This window comes from uncultured Ruegeria sp. (assembly GCF_947500045.1).
GTDB lineage: Bacteria > Pseudomonadota > Alphaproteobacteria > Rhodobacterales > Rhodobacteraceae > Ruegeria.
Genome location: NZ_CANMQQ010000002.1, coordinates 42,719 through 65,221, shown reverse-complemented (window position 1 = coordinate 65,221; position 22,503 = coordinate 42,719). Strand labels below are relative to the sequence as shown.

Sequence of the window (22,503 nt, the reverse complement as noted above, 5' to 3'; positions counted from 1 at the left end):
TTTGCGGGCCCTTTCTGGCATCTGACAACTGATCAGTATGAGGCATAAGCAGCTTTTTGCCCCTGAACCCCGCGTCTGGGTTTGGCCTGAAACTTCGCCTGTTTCTAAGATTTATTCGTGATTGCGATGACAAGCGCCGATCCCGCGGCATCCAACTCAAACTGCACTTCCTTCGTCCCAGTCAAGGCCATGCTACCCCTCCGTAACAGGGCCTGCCCACCGATCTTTACGGTGCCTTTGGTACAAAATACTGCCGACATCAAATTCAAAGCAGCGCCCGAGGTGCCATGATACGGTCCTTGGATTGCCGTCACCTGTCCCAAGCATTTCAACGGATCAAACATCAGATTCAGCGCCCGAACCGACCCATTGCTTAACGTCGAGTAGATCTTTGTGGCCCCATCAAACGAAACCGGTTTGTGAAGCTCGGCTGGCAGGCGGTTGTGGGGTGTTTTCAACGTCATCCCGGCGCCCTCAACTACTGTAAGAACACGGGTCAAGCCGCCAAACAGTGAAAATGGGCCATCTGCAGTTATGCCAGCCAAGCTCAACCGCCAAAAAACTTGCTCACCTTCGTGAGCGACGGCGATTTCACGCGTTACGCCGCCCCCGTTTTTCCAAGTTACTTCCGGCAAATCATATGCGTGGATGATCTTCATTCTGATTTCCGATCAATCCGGTCTATCACCGTTGGTGCCCTGGCTAAAAAGTTGACATGGCAGGATCAATGCCCGGTCAGAACCAGCGTGTTCACCGGCATCAGGATCAACCGCAGCCGCAGGCCCGCGGCATGGACAACGCCAATCGTATCAACCACATGCAGGAACGACTTTTCCCAGAACCCCAGATTCTCGTCTTCCAGCTTGGCATGATTATCGGTGTAGACATTGGCCAGACAGTTGCTGCCCGGTGGCACATCGTCTGCCATGCTTTCATAAAGCGGCTCTAGGTAGACGAGGATCGAACCCGGGTTGTTATTGGATTGTACATCGCGCAGCTCATCCGATGGCCTGATCTGCCCCGATGGGATCACATCCTGCACCTCGACGACGACAACAGGGATCACTGTAAAGGGTTTGGTCATGCAGCCCAACTCGCCGATCATGCCCGGTTTGATCACCTGCGCCGAGAGCTGACTGAACGCAGCCTGGAACCGGTCATGCCCGGAAGAGGACGGCACAAGGATACCAGCCGGTCGTAACAGTGGGCTAACGTAATCCCCGACTTGAAGCCCAAATTGTTCAACACGACCGGTGACCCCGGCGCTGATCACGGTTTTGTCCAACTCGGTCAGTGCCGCATCAAGTTGCGCATTGGCACTGGCAAGCTGGGCCGGGATCAACTCTTCGATCTGCTGCACCACTGCCGCACGCCGCGATGTGGCTGCAGTAACCTGGGCCTCACGCTCGGCAACTAGATTTTCCAAACGGTCAATCTCGGCCATGCGTACGGCACTGGACCCTTCGTCGCGCAGCGTTGTATTGCGTTCGAGATCCTCAAGCGACTGATCCAACGCAGCCCTCGCACCCGCAATTCCCGCATCGGCCTCGGCCAGATCAGTTTCCGCCACTTTCAGCGATGCCTGCACCTGAGCAATCTGTGCATGCGCCGCCTCGACCTGAGCGGTTTGGGTGAAATCCTCGATGCGGAAAATCGGCTGTCCGGCGCTCACCTGCTCATTGTTGCGCACATAAACCTCGGATACGCGCCCCCCAAGCTGTGGAAGGATCGTAACGGTCCGGAAATAAGACGCCGCCGTTTTGCTGGCCGGGTGGAAGTAGAACAGTGTGGTGATCACGGTCAGCGCCAGAATGGCACAGGTCGTCAACCCCCAGCGCAGTTCATACCACATGGTGAACAGGGTGATCTCATGCCCGATCCGTTTGCCCTGAACAAAGCGACGGAACAGATAGTCGGGAAGCACAGTTATCAGTGCGCACAGCATCGTCTCGATCATGGTTCAGTGCCCCTGCGCTACTGGTTCGGATGGCTCAGGCTCTACAGCCGGTTCAGGAGGATCAGGGACCACTTCATTATCCTGCCCGGGCGCCAAAGATCGGATAGCATCCGCGATTTGTCGCAGAGGAGCGCCGAAATCGGGAAACTGAAACCCGGCGACGAGCACGGCTGCGATCCAGAAAATGCCGTTATGGGTAAACAAGGCCAAAAGTGCCAGAATCCCAACCAGTTGGAACTGCGGGTGATTGGTTTCATGCGCCATTTTCTCGGGGATCGAATGCAGCGTGAAATACGCAACCCCGATCAGCACAATCATCCCCACGGTGAAAACGACCATGAAGGTGAACAGGTAATCGCTACCGTCTGCCTGCGTGACATATGAGGGGATGTGCCCCGTTGCCATCGGGTGAATGTCTGCCACGTTCACGTTCGCCTCCGAATCTTGCGTTGCTTGCACTAAAAGCAGGCTGGCCGCTTGCGATCAAGTTTCCATTGCAATGTGCTTGTGTCTTTTCGTTTGCCATCGCACATGCCATGTTCCGCCCGCGCCCCATCAAAAAGCAACATCACACCAATTGTTTGGTGACCGAAACGGAAGAAAGTACATGATTGATTTCCTGATTATCGGTGGCGGCATCGCCGGACTGAGCACAGGCGCGCGCCTGTCTGCGCACGGTACAGTCACGGTGCTAGAGGCCGAGGATGCGCTGGGATACCACACTTCGGGCCGGTCCGCCGCCTTGTTCGAAAAAGGCTACGGGCCACCCTCGGTCAAGGCGCTGAACGAGGCAAGCGCCGAATTCTTTGCATCCAATGAATATCTGACACCGCGCGGCCTTGTGCTGGTAGGCGGCAAGGACCAGCGAGAGTTGTTCCTAAAGGAATCAGATGAACTTGGGACGCAACAGATTGCGCTAGACGACGCCATCGGACACATCCCGATCCTGAATCCTGAAACTGTCGGTTATACCGCAATTAGCCATAGCGCTCTTGATATAGATACGGATCGCATGCTGCAGGACTTTGCCCGGATCATCCGGCGCAATGGTGGCTCGGTTCTGACCCGGCAGCAGGTCAAGAGCATTCGCAAATCCGATCATTGGATCATCGACGCCTCTGAAGTGTTCGAAGCGCGTAATATCGTAAACGCCGCGGGTGCATGGGTTGATGAGGTGGCGCAGGCCGCGGGAATTCCACCGATCGGGATCACGCCGTATCGCCGATCGATGGCTCGTATTCCCGCACCTGGTGGGCTTGATTTGCGAAACTGGCCCATGATGCTGGGCGTGGGTGAGACCTGGTATGCCAAACCCGATGCAGGCAAGCTTATTGTATCGCCCTGCGAAGCGGACCCGACCACGCCCCATGATGCCTATGCCGATGACATGGTTCTTGCCGAAGGTCTGGCGCGCTATGAAGCCATGGTGACCGAACCCGTTACGCGCGTCGAAACAAATTGGGCCGGGCTTCGCAGTTTTGTTGCCGATGGTACGCTGGTACTTGGGCCAGATCTTTCGGACCCGTCATTCATCTGGTCAGCTGGTCAAGGAGGCTATGGGTTTCAGACAGCCCCGGCCGCTTCGCAGCTTGTGGCGGACCTTGTGATCGGGGCGACACCAGAGCTTGATCAGGCAAACGTGAAGGCACTGAATTCTGAAAGAATGCGTAGATGAAAAAACGCAATCTTCCCCCCAATGCCAGCGTCGCGACTGAAGGCGATGGCAGTAAGCTGATCGCCCCAGCGGCGAGCCGAAATGCGGCGGTGCTGTGCGATCTTATTGCGCGCTTCGCCCCGCCCTCGGGACGGGCGTTGGAACTGGCCAGCGGAACCGGTCAGCATATTTCGACCTTTGCACAGAGGATGCCTGCACTTGCCTGGCAACCTAGCGAAGTCACTGCGGAGCGGCGCGCCAGTATTGATGCCTATGCTAGAGGCATACCAAACATCTCCGCTGCGGTTCATCTGGATGCAACCGTACAGGGCTGGCATAGAACTTTGGCGCAGCAGGATATGGTTGTTCTGATCAACCTGCTGCATCTGATCAGTTTGCCTGAGACCAAAACCCTTATTTCCGAAGCCGCGTGTGTATTAAACGCAGATGGACATTTGGTGCTATATGGCCCCTTCAAACGCGACGGGCATTTGACCAGTGAGGGTGATCAACGGTTTCACGACGCCTTGATCCAACAAGACCCCGAGATCGGGTACAAGAATGACGCCGAGATATCAGCGTTGCTAACGGCAAACGCCCTAAAACTGGTCGAGATCGTTCAGATGCCCGCGAACAACTTGGCTTTTATTGCCAAAAAAGTTGGAATCTGATCAGGATCAAAGTCACCGCTGCCCACCCGCCATCATATGCATGTTATCATATGTATAGAGAAGGATGTCGGAATGAGCTGGCAGGAAGCACTTAATGGCACACGCAAAAGCCTACGCAATCTGAACGGGGCTATTCCCGATACTATGCGCGCCTTTGGTGCCTTGGGGAAATCGGTCAAGGAAGGTGGAACACTGGACTTTAAAACCAAAGAGTTCATTGCGTTGGGCATGTCCATTGCAATCAGATGCGAACCTTGCATCACCCTGCATTCCGAGGCGTTGGTCAAAGCAGGTGCCACACGGGATGAGGTTTCAGATGTTCTGGCGATGGCGGTGCAGATGGGCGGAGGACCGTCGATGATGTATGCGGCGAAAGCCCTAGACTGCTTTGATGAATTGTACGCATAAAAAAAGCCCACCAGGGGTGGGCTTCTGGGAAGGCGGCGCTGTTTGGCACCGCCTATTTCTAACTTTTAGCCGTCTTTACGGATGGTTTCGTTTTTCGGATCATAAGGGCTGTCACAGGTGACGACCGCATCCCATAGCTGGTCCTGGATTTTGACTTGAAGCTTGGTGCCTTCAACCGCCAGTTCGGGCTTCACATAGCCCATGCCGATGGATTTCTCGAAAGCCACCGAATAACCACCCGAGGTTAGACGGCCCACGCGCTCACCTTCCGGTGTGTACAACACCTCGCGACCCCAAGGATCGGCGTCGTCCGGCCCGTCGATCAACAGGGTGCAGCACTTTACCCGCACACCGGTCTCTTCCAGCTTGGTCTTGCCGTAGAAGTCTTTCGACAAGTCAACAAAGCGCGGCAGATCGGCCTCCAGCGGGGTCGCGTCGCGGCCCAGTTCGGTGCCGAAGGCACGATAGGATTTCTCCTGACGCAGCCAGTTTTGGGCGCGGGCACCGACCAATTTCATACCGTGCTTCTCACCGGCTTTTTCCAGCAGGTCGAACAGGTAGTTCTGCATCTCGATCGGGTGGTGCAGTTCCCAGCCCAGCTCACCGGTATAGGCCACGCGGATCGCGTTGACCGGGCACATGCCCAGTTCGATCTGACGGGCCGACAGCCAAGGGAAACGCTTGTTGGACAGTGCGGTTTCCGGATCGGAGTCCTTGATGACCTCTTTCAGAACGTCACGCGACTTGGGACCGGCGATGGCGAAGACGCCCCACTGGGTGGTCACGTCCTGGATTTCGATATGGCCGAACTCCTCCATCTTGTCCTCGGCCGCCTTGCGCAGGTAGTCGGCGTCATACTCAGTCCAGGCACCGGCAGAGACGATGTAGTAGTTATTCTCACCATTGCGAACGATGGTGTATTCGGTGCGTGTGGTGCCATGTGAGGTCAGCGCATAGGTCAGGTTGATGCGACCGACCTTGGGCAGCTTGTTGCAGGTGAACCAATCTAGGAACTGGGTTGCACCGGGGCCTTTGACAACGTGTTTGGTGAAGGCTGACGCGTCGATCAAGCCAACGCCTTCGCGGATCGCTTTTGCTTCTTCCACCGCATACTGCCACCAGCCGCCGCGACGGAACGAGCGTGCGTCATGATCAAAGTTTTCCGGGGCATCAAGCGGGCCAAAGTAGTTGGGACGCTCCCATCCGTTAACCCAGCCAAACTGTGCGCCACGCGCTTTCTGACGGTCATAGGCCGGAACGGTACGCAGCGGGCGGCAGGCTGCACGCTCTTCGTCGGGGTGGTGCAGGATGTAGACGTGCTCATAGCACTCTTCGTTCTTGCGGGCCGCAAACTCGGTGGTCATCCAGTTGCTGCTGTAGCGTTTGGGATCAAGCGACGCCATGTCGATCTCGGCTTCGCCATCGACCATCATCTGCGCCAGATAGTAGCCGGTGCCGCCAGCGGCAGTGATACCAAACGAAAAGCCCTCGGCCAGCCACATGTTGCGCATGCCCGGAGCGGGGCCAACCAGCGGATTGCCGTCGGGTGTGTAGCAAATCGGGCCGTTGAAATCGTCTTTCAAACCGGATTCGGCGCAAGAAGGAACGCGTTCGGCCATCGCCATGTACTGATCGGCGATCCGATCCAGATCCAGCGGGAACAGGTCGGCGCGGAAGCTATCCGGCACACCATGTTCGAACTGCGCGGGCGCGCCGTGTTCGTAGATGCCTAGAATCCAGCCTCCACGCTCCTCGCGAGCATAGGATTCGTTATCCGCGTCGCGCACAACTGGGTGTTCGGGATTGCCCGCTTCACGCCATTTGACCAGCTCGGGATCTTTGTCCATGACGATGAAGGTGTGTTCGACCGGGATCGCGGGCATCTTGATGCCCAGCATCTTAGCCGTGCGCTGCGCGTGGTTGCCCGATGCGGTGACGACATGTTCGGCCGTGATAACCACCTGCTCGTCCGAAGGGATGAGGTTGCCGCCCTTCTCGACCATCTTGGTGCAGGTCACCTCCCAATGGGTGCCATTCCAGTGGAAAGCGTCGGCCTGCATTTTACGCACGATGTCGACACCGCGCTGACGGGCACCTTTGGCCATCGCCTGGGTCACGTCGGCGGGGTTTATATAGCCATCCTCGGTGTGATAGATCGCGCCTTTCAGATCAGAGGTTTCGATCAGCGGCCAGCGTTCCTTGATCTGGTCCGGGGTCAGCCATTCGTATGATACGTCACAGGTTTCGGCGGTGGACGCGTAAAGCATGTATTCATCCATACGCTCCTGCGTTTGTGCCATGCGCAAGTTGCCGACAACGGCAAAGCCCGCATTCAGGCCCGTCTCTTCCTCAAGCGTCTTGTAGAAGTCGACCGAGTATTTGTGGATGTGGGTCGTCGCATACGACATGTTGAACAGCGGCAGCAGGCCTGCTGCGTGCCAGGTCGAGCCTGACGTCAGCTCATCCCGCTCGATCAGCATCACGTCGTCCCAGCCTGCTTTGGCCAGATGATAGGCAATCGAGGTCCCGACGGCGCCGCCGCCAACAACCAGTGCTTTGACTTGGGTTTTCATAACCGGGCGTCTCCCCTTGAATTCTGTTGACACCATATGGCGCATTTGAGGACCCCGGCGCGACATTCATCCGACCAGTGATAGAAAAAAAACGACCCGCACGTCGGTGCGGGCCGCAATTCTACAGGTCTAGGCGGCCTTTAGCCGCCGCCCAATGTACATCTTTTTGCAGCGCCTTTAGAGGCGCACTCTCCGATCGATCCAGTCCCGCCCTTGGTCACGCGGACCTGAGGTGCCTGATCGGAATCTGACGCTTGAAAGAAAGACTTGAACCCTGCGAGAAGTCCCGCGCTTTCTTTGGGGCCCGTCGCGTCCTTATTGCCCTGGAAACCTGCAAACAAGCTGCCAAAAAAACCTTCGTCCGTTTCGGCCTTTTGCAGTTCGCCTTCGAGAAGGTCGCTTAGCCCTTTGCGATACCCAATCTGCACCATATCATCTGCAGAATTTATCTGGTTACCCGTCAGCTCAAAGATGTCGTTTGGCAGGCCATACTGTGCGCTCATCGTGTTCGCCAAAAGGGCCAACCCGTCAACATTGTTCAACCGCAGCCGCGCAATTTCACCACGAAGTTTTGCGAATTCTGACCGGACACCAGCCATATTCACGGCCAGCTCAGCCTCGTCCTCGGGATTGACGACCGAACCATTGCTGATCCCGGGTACGGGTCTGCGCAGCAATGCATTAAAGCTATCGTAATCCAGTCCTGTCAGAAACGCGCGAACCTTTTCCGCAGGGGCGTCAGAGTAGGCCTTGAACCGGATTTCCTCGCCCAGACCAATGACCCCCTTGTATACTTCAAACCCCGGGGGACCGTTCAAATCCGTTTTGCTGGCGGTGATCATCGACCAGAATGCTCGGTCGTCGACCCTCAGTACGTTATAGTTGTTTTGCGCGAACTGGAAAAAGGCGACCCCTCCGATTATGCCAAAGGGGACATAGTCGCTTTTGCTGGATTGAACTGCATCAACAGATACGGCGATATTGCCTGCCAATGTGTTTGAATTGGCGTTGTTCTTGAAAAGCACCTGCAACCAGATCGTATGATCGCCCTTCTGATACACCCAACTGTTACGGTCCATCTTGGCGGCCAATTGTTCCGTTTTTTGCACCGCGACCTTTTTGGCCAAAGGTCGTGCGGCTTCGCTAATGTTGTCTTGTAGTACGCCCTCTCGTGCATCGAGCGTGAAGTCGGCGTCGACAATCGCGCGGCGGGTCCATTCATCGTTTGATGCGGGTAGAAGAGCTTTTTCGCCAGCGCGCCAGCGCTGCTGGCGCTCGCGCTCTTGGTCTTCTGCTGCAAGCTCACTCTGGTACAGGTCGAAACGATCGTTGATGGTTGTTAGATAACCACTGAACGAAAGCGTGCCTTCGCTCTTTTTATCCTGCTGATAATAATCAAGACCGGTGACAACCACCGCCGCAATCAGCAGGAACCCAATGAAACGCAAAGCGCCCATGAAAAACCTCGGAATCAAATGCTGCTCTGGGGTCTTCAATCACATAAAATTGCGGCGGCGTTGTGGCCGCTTTTTTGCACAAAAGTGAAGTAGTTCGGGGAAATTCGCCGCTTAGAGAATCTTTCCCGGATTCATGATGTTGTCAGGGTCCAGCGCGGTTTTAATTGCCGCCATATAGGTCGTCGCCAGACCAAGTTCTTTCACAAGATAGGGGCGTTTGCCCTGCCCGATCCCGTGCTCACCCGTGCAGGTGCCCTCCATCGAAATGGCCAGGTCGTTCAGCCATCCCACGAATTCCTCGGCGCCTGCGACGTCATCCGCGTCGTCCATGTCGATCAATAGAAGGGTATGGAAGTTACCGTCTCCGACATGACCCACAACCGGGGCCAGCAAACCCAAATCAGCTGCTTTGTCTTGCGCGGCCGTCACGCATTCGGCCAGACGCGAGATCGGCACACAAACATCCGTCGAAATCCCCTGCGCACCCGGACGCAATTGCAGGCTAGCCCAATACATATCGTGCCGGGCCTGCCAAAGCTTGTTGCGTTCTTCAGTTGTCGAGGTCGCAGTGAAATCGGTACCGCCAAATTCTTCGGCGATTTGACCAAATGTTTCGGCCTGTTCGACCGCACCGCTGTCTGAGCCGTGAAACTCAAGCAGCAGCAGAGGCGTTTCAGGGAGATCCAGCCCCGAATAGGCGTTTGCCGCTTTGACCGACATCTGGTCCAGCAGTTCGATCCGGGCGACCGGGATGCCATACTGAATGGTCATCATTACCGCCTGACAGGCCGCATCTACCGTGGGAAATGAACAGCGGGCTGAGCTGATGGCCTCGGGAATGCCATGCAGGCGCAGGGTGATTTCGGTGATGATACCAAGCGTGCCTTCGGCGCCAATCAAAAGGCGTGCCAAGTCATATCCGGCCGATGATTTGCGGGCACGATGCCCGGTGCGGATCACTTGTCCATCCGGCATCACCGCCTCAAGGCTGAGCACGTTATCTTTCATCGTTCCGTATCGAACCGCATTGGTGCCGGATGCGCGCGTCGCGGCCATGCCGCCCAGTGACGCATTGGCGCCCGGATCAATGGGAAAGAACAGCCCCTGATCCCGCAGGTGGGTGTTAAGGTCAGCACGTGTGACGCCCGGTTGCACCACGCAATCCAGATCACCCACATTGACGGCCAGTATCTTGTTCATCTGGCCAAGATCGACAGAAATGCCACCGGCAGGAGCGTTCACCTGTCCTTCAAGCGAGGTGCCTGTTCCGAATGGAATAACCGGCACCTTATGCGCCGCACAGGTTCTTACAATATCTGCCACCTCTTCGGTGGAGTTGGGAAAGATGACGGCATCCGGGCTCTGGTTTTCTATCCACGTCGTGGTGTGCCCGTGTTGTTCCCGGATGGCGGCGCCGGTCTGCAATCGGTCTCCGAACCTTTGCTTCAGAATTCCAACAGCCGTTTCAATCCCAGCTTCATTTCGCGGTAAAGCGGCTGCCTGCACCATTGCGTTCCCTTTCTTTCAGACCAAAGCCTATAGCATCGCGGGCACAACCTGGTCCGGAGGACGATGGCCGTCTTCGAATGTCTTGATGTTGATGATGACCTTTTCGCCCATCTCTATCCGCCCTTCCAGCGTGGCCGAACCCATATGAGGCAAGAGCACGACGTTGGACAGCTGTCGAAGGCGAGGATTCACATCTGTTCCCTTTTCGTAGACGTCCAGACCCGCTCCGGCAATCTCCCCCGCTCGGATCATCCGGGTCAACGCGTTTTCGTCGACAACTTCGCCTCGTGAAGTATTTACGATCACGGCAGAAGGTTTCATCAGTTTCAACCGGCGCGCATTCATCAGATGAAAGGTCGAAGGTGTCGACGGGCAGTTGATCGAGATGACATCCATCCGCGCCACCATCTGATCCAGACTGTCCCAATAGGTCGCTTCAAATTCTTGCTCGGTCTCCGGGCGCAATCGACGACGATTGTGGTAGTGCACCTGCATCCCAAATGCGCTGGCGCGACGGGCAACAGCCTGCCCGATCCGGCCCATGCCAAGAATGCCCAGCCGACGTCCACCGACCCGGCCACCCAGGAAGGCGGTCGGGGCCCAGCCAGTCCAATCGCCCTTTTGCATCACGCCCAACCCTTCGGGGATACGCCGTGTAACCGCCAAAATCAGGGCCATAGTCATATCTGCTGTATCATCGGTCAGAACACCCGGAGTGTTCGAAACCAGTATGCCCCGCTGACGCGCCGTCGCCACATCGATATTGTCGACCCCAGCGCCGTAATTCGCGATCAGGCGCAGATTCTCACCGGCCTGCCCCAAAACACCACCATCAATGGTATCGGTAATGGTCGGGACCAGCACATCCGCCATTTTGACGGCTTCGGTCAGTTCCTCGCGTGTCATAGGGTTGTCATTGTCACGCAGCTTTACATCGAAAAGCTCGCTCAGTCGGGTTTCCACCGCTTCGGGCAACCGTCGCGTAACGACAACACTCAGACGTTCTCTTGGCACTTCGACCCTCCTACTGCTTTGCAAACAGTCGCGCGTCATGTCATCGTGGCGCAGGATTACACGGGGCACAAGAACCCCTTGGTCATCGTCTCAACCTTTTTTCGCATGCGGACCACAGGCATAAGAGCAGACAGGCAGTGAGTGCTAGTTTTTCAGTGAACCGCCGAACTGTGGCGTTGATCTCGGTATTTTTTCTCGCGCTCGGCGTCGTGGCCGCATCTGCGCAGGAAAAACGAGGCCAGGTGACGAATCTGCCGCTCCCCCGCTATGTCTCAATGAAGGCAGCCGAAGGCAATGTGCGGCGCGGCCCCTCTTTGACCCATCGAATCGACTGGGTGTTCAAACGGCGTGGCATGCCATTGCAAATTACGGCCGAGTACGGAAACTGGCGCAAAGTTCAGGACCGCGACGGCGCAGGTGGTTGGGTCCACTATGCCCTGCTTTCAGGCGTGCGCACGGTCCTCATTGAATCTGACTTGCTGCCGGTTTACGCCATGCCCGACCCAAAATCACAGGTGAACGCGCATTTCGAAACCGGTGTTGTTGCCCGACTGGAAAAATGCACCCCCGAGTGGTGCCGTGTCTCGGCTGGCGGTTATCGCGGCTGGACCCTCAAGGGCAATCTGTGGGGGGTCGATCCTTCCGAAATTCGGGAATAACCGAAGACCCCTGCCCCTGCCGTATGCCCTGCTTACGCGCCGGCCTGACCGCTGCCACGCTTGGCCAAATCCTGATCCAGCAGCAAGAGGTTCCAGCGATCCCCATTGGCCGCCTTGGCCTTATCCAGGATCGAGGTAAACAGATCCTCTTCTTCAATCTGCTCGGCCAGAAACCAGTTCAGCATGTTCTGCGTGCTATATTCTTTGACGTCATGCGCCAGCTCGAACAAAGCATTAATCTGCCCCGTCACCGTCTGTTCCTGCGCCAGAGCCTGCTCAAGCACATCAACTGGCGATTCGTATTCCGTTTGCGGCTTGGTGATCCCATCCAGATTGATCCGCTCGCCCCGCTTGGCGATAAAGTCAAATATACGCATTGCATGCGTATCCTCTTCGGCGGAATGACCCCGAAACCAACTTGCGAAACCGGGCAGGTCCTGTGCTTCGAAATAGGCTGACATCGCAAGATATGTGTATGAGGCATGGAGCTCATTGTTGATCTGCTTGTTCAACGCTTCTGCTACTTGCGCGTTCAGTTTCATCTCTTGCTCCTTTTTTCCGGATAGCGGACATCTTACAGCTAGCCCTCGGCGCCAGGGAATTCAACTGCATCCATAGATTTTAATTATATTTTTCAATTATTTAAATGCCATTTCGTGCGATTGAAACGCAATCGCAGAAAGGCGGATTGGCATTGCTAGCCGTTAGGGAGTCTTTGCAACGGGATCCAGAGGTTGCCTCCTGATTGGGGACCTCTGAATAGGTTTCTTATCAATCGTTTTGCACCTCGCAATAGATGTCGCGGGTACAACCAAACCGCAACCGTATGAATTTGCAGATTGATGTCATTTTTGTCCAAAAAACCCCTTGAACACAGAAAGCAACAGTCGTAGATAGCCGCTCACCGTTGGGGTGTAGCCAAGTGGTAAGGCAGCAGTTTTTGGTACTGTGTATCGTAGGTTCGAATCCTACCACCCCAGCCACGATTTCCAGAAAAGCCGAGAAAAATTGAGGCAACAGAGCCGCAGGAATGCGCCGTTTGTCACAGCGTTCGGATACAGTAATACCGCATGCTAGAAATCGGCCCTACAAGCACTGCGCGATTCCCGCCATTGCACGGTTCCATACTTCATGCGCCCGGACCGCATTTCCCAATGCGCAAAACACCGACAAATGAGCCTTCGAAAAAGGTCTCCTGTACAAAAAAACGGCCCACCCAAAACGGGCGGGCCGGACCAGTAGATGTGAGTGGATTTCCTTAGTCGTACAGAACGGCTGAGATCTTTGGATCGTCCATGTTCGAGGCGTCATAGTAGTAAAAGCCTGTGTCGATCAGCACTGGAACCTCTTCTCCGTTCAGTGCGGCAACCGCTGCTTTCACAGTCTCATAGCCGATACCCACTGGATTTTGAGTGATCGCACCGGCCATCAGGCCGCTTTTGATAGCGTCTTTCTGGGCTTTGCCACTGTCGTAGCCGATGATTACCAAACCTTCCGTGCCCAGTTCCTGAACGCCATTTACGACGCCAATGGCCGAACCTTCGTTGGTTCCAAAGATACCGTTCAGATCGGGATTCGCCGTCAGAATCGCCTTGGTGACTTCGGTTGATTTCAGGTGATCACCCTGACCATATTGCACGGTTACAACTTCGATGTCCGGGTAGTTTTCAGCCATGCGATTAACAAACCCATCGCGCCGGTCGATGCCGGTGCGGCTGGTCTGGTCATGGGCAACAACAGCGACTTTTCCCTTGCCGCCGATTTTCTCTGCCATCTTGTCGGCTGCCAGCGACGCAGCGGCCACATTGTCCGTTGTTGCGGTTGAAACCGGGATATCGCTGTCAACGCCGCTGTCGAAAGCGATGATTGGGATGCCTTTTTCATTGGCCTGTTTCAGAAGCGGGATCGCTGCCTGACTGTCGAGGGCCGCGAAACCGATCGCTTTGGGATTGTTGGCAAGCGCGGCCGCAAGCATATCGATCTGGCGGTCCACCATTGTTTCGTTGTCCGGGCCTTCGAATGTGATGGTGACATCAAACTCGTCAGCTGCCTGTTCCGCACCGGACTTCACAGCCTGCCAGAACTGATGCTGGAACCCTTTGGATACCAGCGGGATATAGACGTCTTCCGCAGCCGCCATTGAGGCGGGTGCTGCAAGGGTGGCTGCACTCAGCACACCCAGAATGAAACGACGTGATAACATGTTTTCTCCTCCACAGTTGGTCGTTAGTTTGTTGATTTTCTCAACCTGCCTTCTTCCTCCGCGCCATGTCGGCGTAGACGGCCAGAATGATGATCGCGCCGGTCACGACGGTCTGCCATTCCTGAGCGACGGACAGAACGCGAAGCCCGTTGGTCAGCACCGCCATGATCAGCGCGCCGATCAGGGTGCCAAGGATGGTGCCGCGCCCACCGGACAGGGACGTCCCGCCGATCACAACCGCTGCAATAGCTTCTAGTTCGTAACCCAGCCCCAGCGCGGGCTGGGCCGAGTTCAGGCGCGATGCGATCAGGATACCGGCGATGCCGCAGATCGCGCCGGCCAGCGCATAGATACGTATCTTCCACATATCCGTGTTCACACCGGAAAGGCGCACGGCCTCTTCGTTCGACCCCAGCGCAAATGTGTAGCGCCCCAATACCGTGCGCCCCAGAATGTACGATGCTGCAATGGCAACCAGAAACAGGATCAGTACGCCGTTGGGGATGGGGAGAGATGGAAAAACCTCGCCGATCAGAGACCCGCGTGAAATCTGGTCAAACCCGGGTGTGTCATTGAAATAGATCGGCCGCGTCCCCGAGATCACCAGCGATAGACCCTTGAGAATCAGCATCATCCCCAGCGTGGCGATGAACGGCGGAATTTTCATTTTGGCCACGAAAGTTCCGGAACAAAGCCCGCAAAATGCGCCCGCGGCGATAGCTGCGGCGACGCCCAGCAGCAACGGCATGCCAAGATTGGTAAGCACCACGCCCGCGATCACAGCACAAAAGGTCATCAGCGTGCCGACCGACAGGTCAATACCCCCGGTGATGATGACCAGCGTCGCAGCGACTGCCAGCACTCCGTTGACCGATGTCGCCTGAAGAATGGCAATCATATTCGATGTTTGCATGAAATTGGGTGATGCAATGGAGAAGCCGATCAGCAGCACGATCAAACTGGCGAACGCCAAAAACTTTTGGTACGCGCCGCTATCCGCGAGACCTGAGAGTGGCTTTTTCTTTTCGATGTCCGTCGCTGTCGTCATTGGACTGTCCCTGTTACCTGCATCGCTGCCGCGCGCTGCGTGGCGAGGTGCATGATGTCTTCTTGTGTGGTGTCTTTGCCGCCCGGCAAAATCCCGGTCAGCCGCCCTTCGCACATCACGGCAATACGATGGCTGAGGCGCATGATCTCAGGCAGTTCGGACGAGATTACGATGACGGTTTTGCCCTGCCCTGCCAGTTCTTCCAGCAGTTTATAGATCTCGGATTTCGCGCCCACGTCGATGCCGCGTGTGGGTTCGTCAAAGATCAAAATATCGCAATCGCGCAGCAGCCATTTGGCGATGACCACCTTCTGCTGGTTCCCACCCGAAAGCAGGCGAACTTCCTGCACATCTGAAGGTGTACGAATGCCCAATTGCTTGATGTAGGTTTTGGCGCTGTTGCTGATTTTGCCGTCGTTCAGAACGCCGCCCGCGCCAGTGAACAGGTCCATCGAAGCAAGCGCGATGTTGTCGCGCACATTCATACCGGTGGCGAGGCCAAAGTGCTTTCGGTCTTCTGAAAGATACCCGATCCCCGCTTTGACGGCATCGGTAGGAGATGTGATGGAAGTCACCCGGCCATGCACCTGGATTTCGCCGCTATCCTTGGGGTCAGCTCCGAAGATGGCGCGCGCGACCTCGGTTCGGCCCGCGCCCATCAGGCCGGCAAGGCCGAGAATTTCACCCTTCTGAACTGAAAAACTGACATCCTGTATCTCTTTGCCTCGGCTCAGTCCATTGACCTGCAAAGACATCTCGGCGTCGCCCAGATCAGGCACATCCAGCGGCTCTTCCTTGACCTCTCGGCCCACCATCATGGCGATAATTTGGCTGATGGGGGTTTCCGCGGCGACTACCGTACCAACGTATTCACCATCGCGCATCACTGTCACGCGGTCCGATATCTGTTTCAACTCGTCCATTTTGTGGCTGATATAGACGAGGCCAACACCTTCGGCCTTGAGGCGGCGGATGATCACGAACAGCTCGGCAATCTCGGCGTCATTCAGGGCCGCAGTCGGCTCATCCATGATCAGCACCTTGGATCGAAAGGATAACGCCTTGGCGATCTCGACCATCTGCTGTTTTGCGATGGTCAGGCTGCCCACCAGCGCCTTGGGGTCAAGGTTCAGGTTCATCGAGGCAAATATCTCGGCTGTTTGCGCATTCAACGTGGCCTCGTCCAAGCGGCCAAAGCTCTTGCGTGGTTCGCGCCCAATGAAGATGTTTTGCGCCACGGTCAGATCGTTCATCAGGCTCAATTCCTGATGGATGATTCCGATGCCCAGATCCTGTGCTTCGCGCGGGGATTTCGGGCTGACCTCTTGCCCTTCGATCATGAGGGTCCCGCCGTCGCGTTGATAGATACCCGACAGGATCTTCATCAACGTGCTTTTTCCGGCACCGTTCTCTCCCATCAGCGCGTGAACTTCGCCCGGATCAAGATCGAACTGCACGGATTTGAGCGCGTGCACACCGGGGAAAAACTTATCAATCCCCGTCATGTCGACCAGTTTGGACATATTCCCTCCCATTTGCGCCTTTGTTCCAGTTGCGGATTACATGACGGCGCCGATTTGCCAGGGTACAAATTCGACGCCTCCAAAGCCAAGCGTCTCGCTTTTGGTTTTTTCGCCCGAGGCGACCCGGATCAGGATTTCGAACAACTCTTCGCCCTTGGTTTCGATGCTGATCCCGTCGGTCACGATGTCGCCGCAGTTCAAGTCCATGTCGTCAGCCATGCGGGCAAACATCTCGGAATTGGTGGCCAGCTTGATGCAGGGTGTGGGCTGATAGCCCGAGACCGAGCCACGACCGGTGGTAAACACGATGAGGTTCGCGCCAGAAGCCACCTGCCCGGTTACCGAACACGGATCAAACCCGGGGCTGTCCATAAAGACGAACCCGTGCTTGTCGATCCTTTCACCAAACATGTAGACATCACGCAGCGGCGCTGTGCCGCCTTTGGCGACTGCGCCCAGCGATTTTTCCAAAATGGTCGTCAGCCCACCGCGCTTGTTGCCGGGGCTTGGATTATTGTCCATCTCACCGCCATTGCGGGCGGTGTAATCCTCCCACCAGTGGATGCGCTCGATCAGCTTTTCACCAATATCAACCGTCTCGGCCCGGCGGGTCAGCAGGTGTTCTGCACCGTAGATCTCTGAGGTTTCCGACAAGATGGTCGTGCCCCCGTGGCGCACCAGCAGATCCGAGGCATATCCCAGCGCCGGGTTCGCGGTGATCCCCGAATACCCGTCCGACCCCCCGCATTGCATACCAACCGTGATGGAACTGACCGGGGCCGGGGCGCGTTCTGCCTGATTGGCCAGTTCCGCAATGCCCCGCAGCTCATCCAGCCCCCGCTCGATTGTGCGGCGGGTTCCGCCTTCGGTCTGAATGGTCATATAGCGCAGGACGCCATCGGCGCGGATCGGGCGACCATCAACAAGGTCTGCAATCTGCATAACCTCACATCCCAGCCCGATCAGTAGAATGCCGCCGAAATTTGGATGCTGTGCATATCCGGCCAATGTGCGGAACAAGGTAGCATAGCCCTCATCTTTGCCCGACATCCCACAGCCTGTGCCATGCACGATCGGAACCACACCGTCCACATTTGGGAAGCTGTCCAAAAGTCCGGATTTTTCGGCCGCTTCCGCGATAAAACGCGCCACCGAACCCGAACAGTTAACGGTTGTCAGAATGCCGATATAGTTGCGGGTGCCCACTTTCCCGCCGGTCCGGTGAAAGCCCGCAAATGTCCGCCCTTCCGACAGGACAGGCAAAGGCGTGTTCGCACTGGCATGCGCATAGTCCTGCTGATGCGCGCCCATTCCCAGATTGTGCACGTGGATATGCGCGCCCGGCTCGATATCGCATGTGGCCTGCCCGATAATCTGGCCATAGCGGATGACGTTCTCACCGGCCTGAATAGGGGCCACGGCAATCTTATGACCCCGGGCGACAGAGGCGGCCAACGGCACGGAAACAGGCGCTGGCTGCTCACCCGCCTGCAAATCGCGCAGCGCAATAACGATATTATCTTGTGGGTTAAGCCGCACGACATCACGCGCTGCACCCTCAAGAACATTTATACCGCTGCGTGCTTGCATCTCTTCCCCGCTTGCTTGTCTCATGTTGCTAAGGTGAACTTCACCTCTTGTCAACTAACATGTTAGAATGCTAATTAAGACACATGACCAAACACCAAGATATTGACGCCTCACTATTGCCCGAGATCACGACGACTGAAGGGTCGCTGAGCCAGCGGGTTCACCACGCTATGAAGCAAGCAATCCTGGCGCTGGACTTCCCGCCCGGTGCAAACCTGCGCAAGGCACCGGTTTGCGAACGACTTGGCGTATCGCGCGCGCCTGTGGCGGATGCAATTGCCCGCCTAGCCTCGGAAGGGCTGGTGGATGTGGTGCCGCAATCGGGTACGCGCGTGTCCTACTTTTCGATGGACGAGATTCGCGAAGGTGCTTTCCTGCGCGAGGCGCTGGAACTTGCGACAGTCGCCAAGGTAACGCGCGACCTGACCGACGATCAGCGCAAAAGGCTGAGCCGCAACATGCGCCTGCAGGAGCTGTTGATCGAAGATGACGATATCCCTGGATTCTATCAGGCAGATGAGGAGTTCCACGGCTTACTGATGGAATTCACAGGCTTTCGCCGCCTCGCTGACGTCTCTCAGACCGTCTCGCTGCAGGTTAGCCGCGCCCGGATGCTGTTGTTGCCGACGCCGGGTCGGATCGCCGAAACCCTGGCAGAACATCGGGCCATCTTTGAGGCGATCAGCAACCGTGATGAGCGGGCAGCCCAGGACGCGATGCGCGCGCATCTGGGACAGTTGATGCCACGTATCGAACAGCTGGAACAACAAAAGCCACAATTGTTCAATCTTACCCCACAGCTGCAGAGCGAGGCAGGATGACCGTTTCCCGGACAGAATTACTGAACAACCGTACCACGCGGCCCGTCCCCCTGACCCGCATGGGTTTTGGCGGGGCGCCGCTGGGAAACCTCTATCGCAAAGTGTCCGATGAGGATGCGCAAGCGGCCTTGCAAGCCGCGTATGATGCAGGCATCCGGTTTTTTGATACCGCCCCGCAATACGGGCTGGGCCGTTCTGAGCATCGGTTCGGAGAGGCAATCGCCCGATTTGGTCGCGACAATATTCAACTGTCGACCAAGATCGGCCGCTTGCTGCTGGATTGTGAACCGCATGAGGTAACGCCCGAGGCCTTCGTGGATGTTCCCCAGAAACGCATCGTGTTCGATTACACCTATGACGGGGTGATGCGATCTTATGAGGCCAGCTGCGGACGGATCGGGGCTGCCAACGCGGATATTCTGTTGGTGCACGATGTCTGTGCCTTCAGCCAAGGCAGCCAGGAAAAGTCGGACGCAAAGGTGCGCGAGTTGTTCGATGGCGGCGGCTACAAGGCGCTGGTTGAATTGCGCGATGCCGGTGAAATTGCGGCCATCGGTGCAGGCGTAAATGAATGGCAGGTCTGCGAAAGGCTGCTGGGGTTGGGCGACTTTGACGGCTTCCTGCTGGCTGGGCGCTACACGCTGCTGGAACAAGAGGCGTTGGACAGTTTCCTACCCCTTTGTGAGAAGCGGGATGTAGGGATCATTCTGGGAGGGCCCTATAATTCAGGAATTCTGGCCACCGGTGCTGTTCCAGGTGCCAAATATAACTACGCCGATGCACCCGAGGCCATTCTGGATCAGGTGCGTAGGATTGAGGCAATCTGCACCGCGCATGACACGCCTCTGATCGCCGCCGCGTTGCAGTTCGTTCTGGGCCATCCGTGCGTCAAAACTGTGGTTCCCGGTGCGGTCAGCGTTGCCGAAGTGCAGGCCAATGTCGGCCTGCTGGACCATGAAATCCCCACCTCGCTTTGGTCGGATCTGCGCACCGAAAACCTGATCCGTCCCGATGCCCCCCTACCCAAAGAGGCCGCCAATGCTGCGTGATATCGACCCGATCCTGTCGCCAGAACTGCTCTACACTCTCCGCGCAATGGGCCATGGCGACGAAATCGTGATCGCGGATGCGAACTTTCCGGGTTCCAGCGCCGGACCAGAATGCATCCGCGCCGACGGGTCCTCGGCCAGCGAGATATTAAAGGCGGTGCTGTCGGTGATGCCATTGGACACGTTCGTACCTGATCCAGCGCTGACAATGCAGGTGGTTGGTGATCCCGAGGCCGTGCCTGTAGCCGTGGCCGATTTTCAGAGCATCATCGACGCGACGGCGGACAATCCCCAGCGCATTCAGGGATTGGAGCGGTTCGCTTTCTACGACCGCGCTGCCAATGCGTTCGCCATCGTCCAGACAGGTGAACGCAGGCTCTACGGCAACATCATCCTGAAAAAAGGCGTCATCGGATGAAAATCGACGCGCATCAGCATTTCTGGGCTTTGGCGCGAGGCGATTATGGCTGGCTGACGCCCGCGCTGGGTGCGATCCACCGGGATTTCACACCAGACGATCTGACACCTTTGCTCAGTGCGGCCGGGATTGACGGCACGGTGCTTGTGCAGGCCGCCCCGACAGTGGCCGAAACTGAATACTTGCTTTCTTTGGCCGATGAGAATGCGTTCATCAAAGGTGTTGTCGGTTGGGTTGACCTTGAAACAGCGGATGCGCCTGCGCAAATCTCGGCCTTGGCGGCCCATCCGGCATTTGTCGGGCTGCGTCCGATGATACAGGACATCGCCGATCCTTTGTGGATGCTTGGCGACACGTTGACCCCAGCATTTGAGGCCCTTCAACTGGCTGATCTGACCTTCGATGCCTTGACGTTGCCCGAACATCTCAAACCGCTCAGGACCCTGCTTGCGCGCCACCCCGATATGCGTGTGGTGATCGACCACGGATCGAAGCCGTTGATCAAAGATGCAATCATACGCGACTGGGCAGATGATATGGCTGTGTTGGCCCGCGAAACCAACGCCTGGTGCAAGCTCTCTGGTCTTGTCACCGAGGCAAAGGCGGATTGGTCACTTGAAGATCTGCGTCCCTATGTGGATCATTTGCTCGACGGCTTTGGCCCGTCTCGTTTGATCTGGGGCAGCGACTGGCCCGTTTGCACTTTGGCCAGCACTTACGACCGCTGGTTAGAAACCACCGACGCATTGCTGAGCCAGCTAAGCCACGCAGAACGTCAGGCAATCATGGGCGGCAATGCCACCCGAGCCTATAGTCTCAGGGATTGAAATGATCATACCGACACTGGATTCAGACGGCCTGTGGCTTGGGCGCGTTGAACGCGCGGGGATCGGCCCCAGCATAGTGACCCTGCGCCAGGGACGTGTCGTGGATATCACCTCAGCTACGGCGCCCACCGCCCGAGATGTATTGGAACGTGACGACGCGGCGGACTATCTGCGTGCTGCCAAAGGTGAAGACGTCGGCCCGTTGGAGGCAGATCATCGCTGGCTCGCCCCGTGCGACCTGCAAGCTGTGAAAGCCTGTGGCGTGACATTTGCCGGTTCGATGGTCGAACGCGTGATCGAGGAACAGGCCGCGGGCGATCCCGCCAAGGCAGACGCGATCCGAGCGCGTATCGGCGACAGGATTGGCGACAGCCTATCCAACATCGTGCCGGGGTCAAAGGAAGCCGTGCAAGTCAAAGAGGCATTGGTCACCGAGGGCCTCTGGAGTCCGTATCTTGAGGTCGGCATTGGCCCCGATGCCGAAGTTTTTTCCAAGGCACAGGTCTTATCCTCGGTTGGGTTCGGCGCGGATATCGGGCTTCACCCGATTTCAACCTGGAACAACCCCGAACCCGAAGTGGTTCTGGCCGTGACATCGCAGGGCCAGATCAAGGGCGCAACACTTGGCAATGACGTCAATCTGCGCGACGTCGAAGGGCGATCAGCCCTGTTGCTAAGCAAGGCCAAGGACAACAACGCGTCTTGTGCGATCGGGCCCATGATACGGCTGTTTGACGAAACCTTTTCGTTGGACGACATACGTCAGGCCGAATTGACGCTTACCGTCATTGGACCGGAAGGTTTTGTGCTGAATGGCAGTTCATCCATGTCCCAGATCAGCCGCGACCCGGCAGATCTGGTGGGACAAACCATCGGGCGTCATCACCAATATCCTGACGGGCTGATGCTGTTTCTCGGCACGCTGTTTGCCCCAACCCAGGACCGCGACACACCCGGCGGTGGGTTCACCCATAAATTGGGCGATGTCGTCACCATTGCCAATGACCAGCTTGGAACGCTGACCAATACCGTGCGCCTGTCGACAGAATGCCCTGAATGGACCTTCGGGGCGTCTCACCTGATGCGAAACCTCGCCCAACGGGGCTTGATATAAGAGAAGTT

General features: G+C 56.8%; 21 protein-coding genes and 1 tRNA gene. 10 read left to right on the top strand and 12 right to left on the bottom strand.

Translation table 11 applies throughout. The features are described from left to right. Positions 1 to 104: 104 nt before the first annotated feature. From Q1B46_RS03710 to Q1B46_RS03700, 3 genes are all read right to left on the bottom strand, one after another. Entirely contained in the window at positions 105 to 659 is a 555-nt protein-coding gene (locus tag Q1B46_RS03710) for a HutD family protein (RefSeq protein WP_299944841.1), read from the bottom strand. A 65-nt stretch (positions 660 to 724) separates the two neighbouring features. Further along, positions 725 to 1,957 (bottom strand): biotin/lipoyl-binding protein, encoded by a 1,233-nt coding sequence (locus Q1B46_RS03705; protein WP_299663176.1) that lies wholly within the window; start codon positions 1,955 to 1,957, stop codon positions 725 to 727. Between the two features lie 3 nt (positions 1,958 to 1,960). Continuing rightward, complete coding sequence (locus Q1B46_RS03700; RefSeq protein WP_299944839.1) at positions 1,961 to 2,386, bottom strand: hypothetical protein; 426 nt, start codon at positions 2,384 to 2,386, stop codon at positions 1,961 to 1,963. A 178-nt stretch (positions 2,387 to 2,564) separates the two neighbouring features. Here Q1B46_RS03700 and Q1B46_RS03695 point away from each other — a divergent pair, with 178 nt between their 5' ends. The 3 genes from Q1B46_RS03695 to Q1B46_RS03685 all read left to right on the top strand — a co-directional run bounded on the left by Q1B46_RS03695 (position 2,565) and on the right by Q1B46_RS03685 (position 4,690). Beyond that, positions 2,565 to 3,632, top strand: a complete 1,068-nt coding sequence (locus Q1B46_RS03695; RefSeq protein ID WP_299944837.1) for an FAD-dependent oxidoreductase — start codon at positions 2,565 to 2,567, stop codon at positions 3,630 to 3,632. Continuing rightward, a complete protein-coding gene (locus tag Q1B46_RS03690; protein WP_299944835.1) occupies positions 3,629 to 4,282 on the top strand; it encodes a DUF938 domain-containing protein in 654 nt (217 codons plus the stop codon). Before Q1B46_RS03695 ends, Q1B46_RS03690 begins: the two co-directional genes overlap by 4 nt. Before the next feature lie 72 nt (positions 4,283 to 4,354). After that, positions 4,355 to 4,690: a carboxymuconolactone decarboxylase family protein gene (locus tag Q1B46_RS03685; protein WP_299944832.1), complete on the top strand. Its 336-nt coding sequence runs from the start codon at positions 4,355 to 4,357 to the stop codon at positions 4,688 to 4,690. A 65-nt stretch (positions 4,691 to 4,755) separates the two neighbouring features. On the opposite strand, the gene Q1B46_RS03680 is transcribed toward Q1B46_RS03685, so the two are convergent. The 4 genes from Q1B46_RS03680 to Q1B46_RS03665 form a co-directional block, all read right to left on the bottom strand. After that, positions 4,756 to 7,263 carry an FAD-dependent oxidoreductase gene (locus tag Q1B46_RS03680; protein ID WP_299944830.1) on the bottom strand — a complete coding sequence of 836 codons (2,508 nt, stop codon included), beginning with the start codon at positions 7,261 to 7,263 and terminating at the stop codon, positions 4,756 to 4,758. 140 nt (positions 7,264 to 7,403) lie between these two features. Then, the gene (locus tag Q1B46_RS03675; RefSeq protein ID WP_299944828.1) at positions 7,404 to 8,720 is read right to left on the bottom strand and encodes a hypothetical protein; all 1,317 of its coding nucleotides are present in this window, start codon (positions 8,718 to 8,720) and stop codon (positions 7,404 to 7,406) included. Between the two features lie 111 nt (positions 8,721 to 8,831). Further along, positions 8,832 to 10,229, bottom strand: a complete 1,398-nt coding sequence (locus tag Q1B46_RS03670; RefSeq protein ID WP_299944826.1) for an FAD-linked oxidase C-terminal domain-containing protein — start codon at positions 10,227 to 10,229, stop codon at positions 8,832 to 8,834. Between the two features lie 27 nt (positions 10,230 to 10,256). Beyond that, a complete protein-coding gene (locus Q1B46_RS03665; protein WP_299944825.1) occupies positions 10,257 to 11,243 on the bottom strand; it encodes a D-glycerate dehydrogenase in 987 nt (328 codons plus the stop codon). A gap of 209 nt (positions 11,244 to 11,452) precedes the next feature. On the opposite strand from Q1B46_RS03665, the gene Q1B46_RS03660 reads away from it, so the two are divergent. Further along, positions 11,453 to 11,902: an SH3 domain-containing protein gene (locus Q1B46_RS03660; protein ID WP_299663561.1), complete on the top strand. Its 450-nt coding sequence runs from the start codon at positions 11,453 to 11,455 to the stop codon at positions 11,900 to 11,902. 32 nt (positions 11,903 to 11,934) lie between these two features. Here Q1B46_RS03660 and Q1B46_RS03655 read toward each other — a convergent pair whose 3' ends face one another. Beyond that, positions 11,935 to 12,444, bottom strand: coding sequence for a ferritin (locus Q1B46_RS03655; RefSeq protein WP_299944823.1), 510 nt, complete (start codon positions 12,442 to 12,444; stop codon positions 11,935 to 11,937). Between the two features lie 366 nt (positions 12,445 to 12,810). Between Q1B46_RS03655 and Q1B46_RS03650 the strand changes: the two genes are divergently transcribed. Further along, positions 12,811 to 12,885: transfer RNA gene (locus Q1B46_RS03650), tRNA-Gln, on the top strand. A 275-nt stretch (positions 12,886 to 13,160) separates the two neighbouring features. Here the strand turns inward: Q1B46_RS03650 and Q1B46_RS03645 are convergent. Genes Q1B46_RS03645 through Q1B46_RS03630 form a run of 4 tightly spaced genes read right to left on the bottom strand, consistent with a single transcriptional unit; the run spans position 13,161 to position 18,266 of the window. Further along, positions 13,161 to 14,105 (bottom strand): ABC transporter substrate-binding protein, encoded by a 945-nt coding sequence (locus tag Q1B46_RS03645; RefSeq protein ID WP_299666247.1) that lies wholly within the window; start codon positions 14,103 to 14,105, stop codon positions 13,161 to 13,163. Between the two features lie 40 nt (positions 14,106 to 14,145). Next, complete coding sequence (locus tag Q1B46_RS03640; protein WP_299944820.1) at positions 14,146 to 15,153, bottom strand: ABC transporter permease; 1,008 nt, start codon at positions 15,151 to 15,153, stop codon at positions 14,146 to 14,148. Beyond that, positions 15,150 to 16,676: a sugar ABC transporter ATP-binding protein gene (locus Q1B46_RS03635; protein ID WP_299944818.1), complete on the bottom strand. Its 1,527-nt coding sequence runs from the start codon at positions 16,674 to 16,676 to the stop codon at positions 15,150 to 15,152. The genes Q1B46_RS03640 and Q1B46_RS03635 overlap by 4 nt, the downstream gene beginning before the upstream one ends. 36 nt (positions 16,677 to 16,712) lie before the next feature. After that, complete coding sequence (locus tag Q1B46_RS03630) at positions 16,713 to 18,266, bottom strand: UxaA family hydrolase (protein WP_299944816.1); 1,554 nt, start codon at positions 18,264 to 18,266, stop codon at positions 16,713 to 16,715. Positions 18,267 to 18,349: 83 nt separating this feature from the next. On the opposite strand from Q1B46_RS03630, the gene Q1B46_RS03625 reads away from it, so the two are divergent. From Q1B46_RS03625 to Q1B46_RS03605, 5 genes are read left to right on the top strand one after another with little or no spacing between them, the layout of a single operon-like run. Beyond that, on the top strand, positions 18,350 to 19,087 hold the full coding sequence (locus tag Q1B46_RS03625; RefSeq protein WP_299944814.1) for a GntR family transcriptional regulator: 738 nt from the start codon (positions 18,350 to 18,352) through the stop codon (positions 19,085 to 19,087). Beyond that, on the top strand, positions 19,084 to 20,136 hold the full coding sequence (locus Q1B46_RS03620) for an aldo/keto reductase (RefSeq protein ID WP_299944812.1): 1,053 nt from the start codon (positions 19,084 to 19,086) through the stop codon (positions 20,134 to 20,136). The genes Q1B46_RS03625 and Q1B46_RS03620 overlap by 4 nt, the downstream gene beginning before the upstream one ends. Further along, positions 20,126 to 20,554 (top strand): RbsD/FucU domain-containing protein, encoded by a 429-nt coding sequence (locus tag Q1B46_RS03615; protein WP_299666263.1) that lies wholly within the window; start codon positions 20,126 to 20,128, stop codon positions 20,552 to 20,554. Before Q1B46_RS03620 ends, Q1B46_RS03615 begins: the two co-directional genes overlap by 11 nt. Continuing rightward, the gene (locus tag Q1B46_RS03610) at positions 20,551 to 21,381 is read left to right on the top strand and encodes an amidohydrolase family protein (RefSeq protein ID WP_299944809.1); all 831 of its coding nucleotides are present in this window, start codon (positions 20,551 to 20,553) and stop codon (positions 21,379 to 21,381) included. The genes Q1B46_RS03615 and Q1B46_RS03610 overlap by 4 nt, the downstream gene beginning before the upstream one ends. A 1-nt stretch (position 21,382) precedes the next feature. Beyond that, positions 21,383 to 22,495, top strand: a complete 1,113-nt coding sequence (locus tag Q1B46_RS03605; protein ID WP_299944807.1) for a fumarylacetoacetate hydrolase family protein — start codon at positions 21,383 to 21,385, stop codon at positions 22,493 to 22,495. The last annotated feature ends 8 nt before the right edge of the window (positions 22,496 to 22,503 follow it).

Excerpts from the sequence above, each read along its gene's own strand:
- Q1B46_RS03680 (WP_299944830.1), bottom strand. The coding sequence starts at position 7,263 with ATGAAAACCCAAGTCAAAGCACTGGTTGTTGGCGGCGGCGCCGTCGGG.
- Q1B46_RS03620 (WP_299944812.1), top strand. The coding sequence starts at position 19,084 with ATGACCGTTTCCCGGACAGAATTACTGAACAACCGTACCACGCGGCCC.
- Q1B46_RS03630 (WP_299944816.1), bottom strand. The coding sequence starts at position 18,266 with ATGCAAGCACGCAGCGGTATAAATGTTCTTGAGGGTGCAGCGCGTGAT.
- Q1B46_RS03710 (WP_299944841.1), bottom strand. The coding sequence starts at position 659 with ATGAAGATCATCCACGCATATGATTTGCCGGAAGTAACTTGGAAAAAC.
- Q1B46_RS03625 (WP_299944814.1), top strand. The coding sequence starts at position 18,350 with ATGACCAAACACCAAGATATTGACGCCTCACTATTGCCCGAGATCACG.
- Q1B46_RS03655 (WP_299944823.1), bottom strand. The coding sequence starts at position 12,444 with ATGAAACTGAACGCGCAAGTAGCAGAAGCGTTGAACAAGCAGATCAAC.
- Q1B46_RS03670 (WP_299944826.1), bottom strand. The coding sequence starts at position 10,229 with ATGGTGCAGGCAGCCGCTTTACCGCGAAATGAAGCTGGGATTGAAACG.
- Q1B46_RS03695 (WP_299944837.1), top strand. The coding sequence starts at position 2,565 with ATGATTGATTTCCTGATTATCGGTGGCGGCATCGCCGGACTGAGCACA.
- Q1B46_RS03615 (WP_299666263.1), top strand. The coding sequence starts at position 20,126 with ATGCTGCGTGATATCGACCCGATCCTGTCGCCAGAACTGCTCTACACT.
- Q1B46_RS03675 (WP_299944828.1), bottom strand. The coding sequence starts at position 8,720 with ATGGGCGCTTTGCGTTTCATTGGGTTCCTGCTGATTGCGGCGGTGGTT.
- Q1B46_RS03635 (WP_299944818.1), bottom strand. The coding sequence starts at position 16,676 with ATGTCCAAACTGGTCGACATGACGGGGATTGATAAGTTTTTCCCCGGT.
- Q1B46_RS03645 (WP_299666247.1), bottom strand. The coding sequence starts at position 14,105 with ATGTTATCACGTCGTTTCATTCTGGGTGTGCTGAGTGCAGCCACCCTT.
- Q1B46_RS03685 (WP_299944832.1), top strand. The coding sequence starts at position 4,355 with ATGAGCTGGCAGGAAGCACTTAATGGCACACGCAAAAGCCTACGCAAT.
- Q1B46_RS03605 (WP_299944807.1), top strand. The coding sequence starts at position 21,383 with ATGATCATACCGACACTGGATTCAGACGGCCTGTGGCTTGGGCGCGTT.
- Q1B46_RS03690 (WP_299944835.1), top strand. The coding sequence starts at position 3,629 with ATGAAAAAACGCAATCTTCCCCCCAATGCCAGCGTCGCGACTGAAGGC.
- Q1B46_RS03640 (WP_299944820.1), bottom strand. The coding sequence starts at position 15,153 with ATGACGACAGCGACGGACATCGAAAAGAAAAAGCCACTCTCAGGTCTC.
- Q1B46_RS03610 (WP_299944809.1), top strand. The coding sequence starts at position 20,551 with ATGAAAATCGACGCGCATCAGCATTTCTGGGCTTTGGCGCGAGGCGAT.
- Q1B46_RS03705 (WP_299663176.1), bottom strand. The coding sequence starts at position 1,957 with ATGATCGAGACGATGCTGTGCGCACTGATAACTGTGCTTCCCGACTAT.